The following is a 6480-nucleotide window of genomic DNA, read 5'->3' as shown; positions in this document are numbered from 1 at the left end:
GCTGAATTCAGCGCCTTTTTTACTTTCAGGGACGGAACACTTCCCTTAAAAATCCGGTTCGCAGTTAAACACCAGTGGGGCATCAGTAATCGGATGATAAAAAGACAGCTCCTGCGCGTGCAGTTGCAGACGGGGAGAGGCGGCCAATGCGTCGGGATGTGCATAGAACTTATCACCGAGGATAGGATGCCCGAGTGCCAGCAGATGAACGCGCAACTGATGCGAACGCCCGGTGATGGGGCGCAGTTTGACGCGCGTCGTACCATCATCATCCCACGACATCACTTCGTACTGCGTCAGCGCCTTTTTACCGGTCTCGTGACAGACTTTCTGCTTTGGCCGGTTCGGATAATCGCAGATCAGCGGCAAATCGATGATGCCGTAATCATCTTCCATGCGTCCCCAGACTCGCGCGATATACACTTTCTTGGTTTCGCGTTCGCGAAACTGACGCTTGAGCTCGCGCTCGGCGTCTTTGGTCAGCGCGACGACAATCACGCCGCTGGTCGACATATCCAGACGATGCACCGATTCCGCGACTGGAAATTCCTGCTGAATGCGGGTCATCAGGCTGTCCTGATGCTCCGCTAATTTCCCCGGCACCGAGAGCAGACCGCTGGGTTTATTAACCACCATGATGTGTTCATCCTGAAAAATCACCTGCAACCAGGGATCGGTCGGTGGATTGTAGTTTTCCAGAGGCCGGGTGTTTGAAGGGACAGGGATGTTCGGTTGATGTTCGCTCATAGCGGTTTCAGTCTGTGTCAGCGTTAAAAGAAAGAGGGATGCAGACCGGCTGCATCCCGTCGGGCTTACTGGTGGCTGACCACCACCAGGCGGATCGCATCCAGACGCCAGCTGGCATCGTTCAGGTTTGCCAGCACTTGCTTACGGTTGGAGTCTACCGCGTCCAGCTCATCATCACGAATGTTCGGGTTCACTTCTTTCAGCGCTTTCAGTCGGGCGAGTTCCTGCGTCAGTTGCTCGTCGGCTTCTACTTTGGCGGCTTCAATCAGCACCCGCGCCTGTTCGGCAATCTGCGGCTCTGCCTGTTGCAGCATGGTATGCACATCCTGCTGTACGGCATTCACCAGCTTGCTGGAGTTATGACGGTTGATGGCGTTCAACTGGCGGTTAAAGCTTTCAAACTCGACCTGAGCAGCCAGATTGGTGCCTTTACTGTCCATCAACATGCGAACCGGCGTCGGCGGCAGGAAGCGGGTAAGCTGCAGGTGTTTCGGTGCCTGACATTCCACCACGTAAATCAGCTCTGCCAGCATGGTGCCTACCGGCAACGCTTTGTTTTTCAGGATCGACACCGCACAGCTGCCGGTATCACCGGAGAGGATCAGATCCAAACCGTTGCGCACAATCGGATGTTCCCAGCTGATGAACTGCGCATCTTCGCGCGACAACGCCTGTTCGCGATCGAACGTCACAGTGCAGCCATCTTCCGGCAGACCTGGGAAATCCGGCACCAGCATGTGATCGGAAGGTGTCAGTACGATCAGATTATCGCTGCGATCTTCCTGATTGATGCCGACGATATCGAACAGATTCAGCGCGAAGTTAACCAGGTTCACGTCGTTATCCTGCTCACCGATTTCCTGCGCCAGTTGCTGCGCACGTTCGCCGCCGTTGGAATGCATCTCCAGCAGACGGTCGCGGCCATTTTCCAGCTTCTCTTTCAGCGCATCGTGCTCAGCGCGGCATTCAAGGATAAACGTATCCAGACCTTCCTGCTCGGCAGGCGTGGCGAGGAAAGCGATCAGCTGTTCATAAGCGCTGTCATAAATGGTGCGGCCGGTCGGGCAGGTATGCTCAAATGCATCCAGACCTTCGTGGAACCAGCGAACCAGCACCGACTGCGCGGTCTGCTCGAGGTAAGGCACCATAATGTCGATGTTGTTTTGCTGACCAATACGATCCAGGCGGCCAATACGCTGTTCGAGCAGATCCGGGTTGAACGGCAAATCGAACATCACCATTTTACTGGCGAACTGGAAGTTACGGCCTTCGGAGCCGATTTCAGAACACAGCAGAACCTGTGCGCCATCTTCCTGCGACGCAAAGTACGCGGCGGCGCGGTCGCGTTCGATGATAGACAAACCTTCATGGAACACGGCAGCACGGATCGCTTCACGCTCGCGCAGAACCTGCTCCAGTTGCAGCGCAGTGGCGGCTTTGGCACAGATAACCAGCACTTTCTCGTCGCGGTTGGCGGTCAGATAGCCGAGCAGCCATTCCACACGCGGGTCGAAGTTCCACCACGTCGCATTCTCGCCTTCGAATTCCTGATAAATCTGCTCCGGATAGAGCATGTCGTGCGCACGCGCTTCGGCGGATTTTTTCGCGCCCATGATGCCTGAGACTTTAATCGCGGTCTGATACTGCGTCGGCAGCGGCAATTTCACCGCGTGCAGATGACGATCCGGGAAGCCTTTCACACCGTTACGGGTGTTACGGAACAGCACGCGGCTGGTGCCGTGGCGGTCCATCAGCATGGAAACCAGCTGCTTAGCTGCAGCCTCGTCGCCCTGATTGGCGGCGGTCAGCAGGGCATCGGTATCGGCATTGCCGACGCTTTCACCCAGCAAAGCCAGCGCTTCTGGCGTCAGCGGTTCTTTATTGAGCAGCAGCGTGACCGCATCGGCAACTGGCTGATACTGCTGCTGCTCTTCGATGAATTCTTCGTAATCGTGGAAACGATCCGGATCGAGCAAACGCAGGCGCGCAAAGTGGCTCTCCTGCCCGAGCTGTTCCGGCGTTGCGGTCAGCAACAGCACGCTTGGGATTTGTTGTGAAAGCTGTTCAATCACCTGATATTCGCGGCTCGGCGCGTCTTCGCTCCACACCAGATGGTGCGCTTCATCGACTACCAGCATGTCCCATGACGCGTCGGACAGCTGCTCCAGACGAGATTTGTTGCGGCGTACGAAGTCCAGCGAGCAGATAACCAGCTGTTCGGTTTCAAACGGGTTAGTCGCTTCGTGAACGGATTCCGCGTAGCGATCGTCATCAAACAGGGAGAAGCGCAGGTTGAAGCGGCGCAGCATTTCGACCAGCCACTGGTGTTGCAGTGTTTCCGGTACCACGATCAGCACGCGTTCGGCGCGGCCTGACAGCAGTTGCTGATGGATGATCATCCCCGCTTCGATGGTTTTACCCAGACCCACTTCATCGGCCAGTAAAACACGTGGCGCATGACGCTGACCGACTTCATAAGCAATGTGTAACTGATGCGGGATCAGGCTGGCGCGCATACCGCGCAGGCCACCGAATTCCAGACGGAACTGTTCGCGCTGATATTTACGGGCACGAAAGCGCAGGGCGAAACGATCCATGCGGTCGATCTGACCGGCGAACAGGCGATCCTGCGGCTTGCTGAAGGTCAGCTTGCTGTCGAGCAGCACTTCGCGCATCGCGACGCCGGTTTCTTCTGTATCAAGACGGGTGCCGATATAGGTCAAGAGACCTTTATCTTCAATGACTTCTTCGACTTGCAGCTGCCAGCCTTCGTGGCAGCTGATGGTATCACCGGTATTGAACATCACGCGGGTGATCGGGGAATCATTTCGGGCATACAAACGGTTTTCACCGGTGGCGGGGAAAAGCAAAGTCACCATGCGCACATCTATTGCAACCACGGTGCCTAATCCTAATTCGCTTTCCGTATCGCTTATCCAGCGTTGACCCAATGTAAACGGCATAATCTCTCTCTGTGTTGTATGTTCCAGATGTGGCAACTGCGACGTCAACTGCGCAATGCTTGCTATGCCTCGGATAACGCGCGGGCAATAGTCTTCTTTCCCCGCCCGAAGGCGCGGAGTGTTTCACTGTGTGAGGATGATTCAGAAATGGGAAAGGGCGCTATGGTAATGGAAGGTAAACGATTCGTCACCTGCGAATCACCGGACTCGCGCCAACTTTTGTTTAAAACAGCCCCATCTGACCTGTAATAAGTGTAGCAAAATCGTCGTGCAGGAAAGGCAAAATACCGTCGGCTACCGGTTCGAGCTGGCGTTCAATGTAATGATCGTAGTCGATCGGGGACAGGCGGTTCTCCAGCGGTTCCGGCCCGGACGTGGTCATCACGTAGCTAATCCAGCCGCCGTTCTGATACTGCTTCGCCCGTCCGTGCAGCGCGTTGTACTCATCGGCTAACCGTGCGGCGCGAACGTGCGGCGGCACGTTTTTCTCATAGTCGCTGAGCTTTCGGCGCAGGCGTTTGCGATAGACCAGTTTATCATCAAACTCACCACTGAGCGTGCTGGCCACGTAGTCACGGACATAATCCTGATAAGGCTGACGGTGGAAAATTCGCTGATACAGTTCCTGCTGAAAGACCTGCGCGAGCGGTGTCCAGTCTGTGCGCACGGTTTCCAGACCTTTATAAACGATGTGCTCACCGTCGGCGTCTTTTACCAGTCCGGCGTAGCGTTTTTTACTGCCGGTTTCCGAACCGCGAATGGTCGGCATCAGAAAACGCTGGTAGTGCGTTTCAAATTCCAGTTCCAGCGCGCTTTCCAGCCCGTACTCTTGCTCTAAATGCGTCTTCCACCAGACATTCACTTGTTCAACCAGATGACGGCCAATCACGTCGGCGTCTTCCTGACTGTGCGCTTTATTCAGCCAGACGAAGGTGGAATCGGTATCGCCGTAAATCACCTGGTAGCCTTCGGCCTCAATCAGTTCGCGGGTCTGGCGCATGATGTCGTGGCCGCGCAGCGTAATTGACGATGCCAGACGCGGATCGAAGAACCGGCAGCCGCTCGAGCCGAGTACGCCGTAAAAGGCATTCATGATGATCTTCAGCGCCTGTGACAGCGGTTTATTCTTCTGCTGTTTAGCGGCCTCACGTCCCTGCCAGATTTGACGAACGATTTCCGGCAGGCAATGTTTTTCCCGCGAGAATCGCGCATTGCGGTAACCGGGAACCGAGTGTTCATCATCCGGCTGTTGCAGCCCGGCGACCAGCCCGACCGGGTCAATCAAAAATGTGCGGATAATCGACGGGTAAAGGCTTTTGTAATCAAGCACCAACACCGAGTCGTACAAACCGGGGCGTGAGTCCATCACAAATCCGCCGGGGCTCATTTCGCCCTCCAGCTCGCCAAGATTGGGCGCGACATAACCGGCGCGGTGCATTCGGGGAAGATAAAGATGGGTGAACGCTGCCACCGAGCCGCCGCTGCGATCGACCGCCAGACCGGTGACCGAAGCACGCTCAAGCAGGAAGGGCATCAGCTCCGTTTTGGCAAAAATACGGGTAACCAGTTCGCAGTCTTTCAGGTTATAGCGGGCCAGCGCCGGTTTGTCTTCACGAAAACGCTGTTCGATTTCCGCCAGCCGCTGATAAGGGCTGTCGCTGGATTTCCCTTCGCCCAGCAAACTTTGCGAAACGAATTCAAGGCTAAATGAATTGAAGTTCCAGAATGCGGATTTAAGGGCTTCAATGCCATCAATGATCAGGCGGCCTGCGGCGGCAGCAAAAAAGTGCCCCTGTTTGAAACCATGCTCACGCCATTCCAGCTCGCCGCCGTCGCGACCAAAACGCAGCGGGATCTTGTAACGTTCCGCGTGTTTTTGCAGCACGCGCAGATCAAACTGCACCACGTTCCATCCGATGATGGCGTCCGGATCGTAGCGTTCCAGCCATTCATTCAGTTTTTGCAGCAGCTGCGGGCGGCTCTCGACGTATTCCAGATGGAAATCAAACTTACTGTCCGGGTCACCGTTTGGCGGTCCGAGCATATAGACGTGGCGTTGCCCGCAGCCTTCCAGCCCGATGCAGTAGAGCTCGCCGTTACCGCTGGTTTCGATATCCAGCGAACAGAGCTTCATCGGCGGGCGGTAGCCTTCGGCGGGCTTCATTTTGGTGTCGAGCAGCAGATTTCCCGGCCCCGGTTTACCGCTGAACCAGACCGGCGCGGTGATGTAACGCTCCATCAGAAAACGTTCCGGCGGGCGAATATCCGCTTCATACACCTGAACACCGCCTTCTTTGAGCATTTTTTCGATGCGCATCAGCTGGCGATGCTGCGTGCAATACAGGCCGAGAACTGGCCGCGAATGGAAATCCTGCATCGGCAAGGTGCGCAAACTGATATTTTTTTCATCGGCCAGAAGACGTTCCGCCTGAGCCTTCTGAACCACCGGGATAAACGCCACGGACTCCTGCAACGGCAGGCGGATTTTTTGCGCGCCCTCGTCCGTTGCCAGCCACAATTCCACCTCGGTACCACGCTGTGTGTCGCGCCAGTGGCGGGTTAGCACAAAACCCTGACGCGGCGTGGCGTCAGCGGGGACAGAAGAGGGACGTGCGGTTGGGGAGTTAATAAGCGCCTCGGAACGACAGAGATGAATAAGAGATCGTCAAAGACAGAGTATGGTTATTTATACAGTCTTTGTCTATTGCTAAGGTTTCAGCCAAATACGCATACAATTACGCGGTTGACTGTAAAAGTTCATGCGCTGACA

3 protein-coding genes are annotated in these 6480 nt (G+C 55.6%); all 3 read right to left on the bottom strand.

Features of this window, described 5'->3' with window-relative positions; genetic code table 11:
• Positions 1–45: 45 nt before the first annotated feature.
• The 3 genes from rluA to TU92_RS19005 all read right to left on the bottom strand — a co-directional run bounded on the left by rluA (position 46) and on the right by TU92_RS19005 (position 6339).
• Positions 46–747, bottom strand: coding sequence for a bifunctional tRNA pseudouridine(32) synthase/23S rRNA pseudouridine(746) synthase RluA (gene rluA, locus TU92_RS19015; protein ID WP_112168735.1), 702 nt, complete (start codon positions 745–747; stop codon positions 46–48).
• 65 nt (positions 748–812) lie between these two features.
• Positions 813–3710, bottom strand: a complete 2898-nt coding sequence (gene rapA, locus TU92_RS19010; protein WP_112168734.1) for an RNA polymerase-associated protein RapA — start codon at positions 3708–3710, stop codon at positions 813–815.
• Positions 3711–3933: 223 nt separating this feature from the next.
• Positions 3934–6339, bottom strand: a complete 2406-nt coding sequence (locus TU92_RS19005; protein ID WP_112168733.1) for a DNA polymerase II — start codon at positions 6337–6339, stop codon at positions 3934–3936.
• Between the last annotated feature and the right edge of the window lie 141 nt (positions 6340–6480).

It is taken from the genome of Rahnella inusitata (assembly GCF_003263515.1).
GTDB classification, from domain to species: domain Bacteria; phylum Pseudomonadota; class Gammaproteobacteria; order Enterobacterales; family Enterobacteriaceae; genus Rahnella; species Rahnella inusitata.
This window is presented reverse-complemented; position numbering and strand designations above follow the sequence as displayed.

What these genes read in the sequence shown, in the direction of transcription:
- rluA (WP_112168735.1), bottom strand. Translation starts at nt 747, where the DNA reads ATGAGCGAACATCAACCGAACATCCCTGTCCCTTCAAACACCCGGCCT.
- rapA (WP_112168734.1), bottom strand. Translation starts at nt 3,710, where the DNA reads ATGCCGTTTACATTGGGTCAACGCTGGATAAGCGATACGGAAAGCGAA.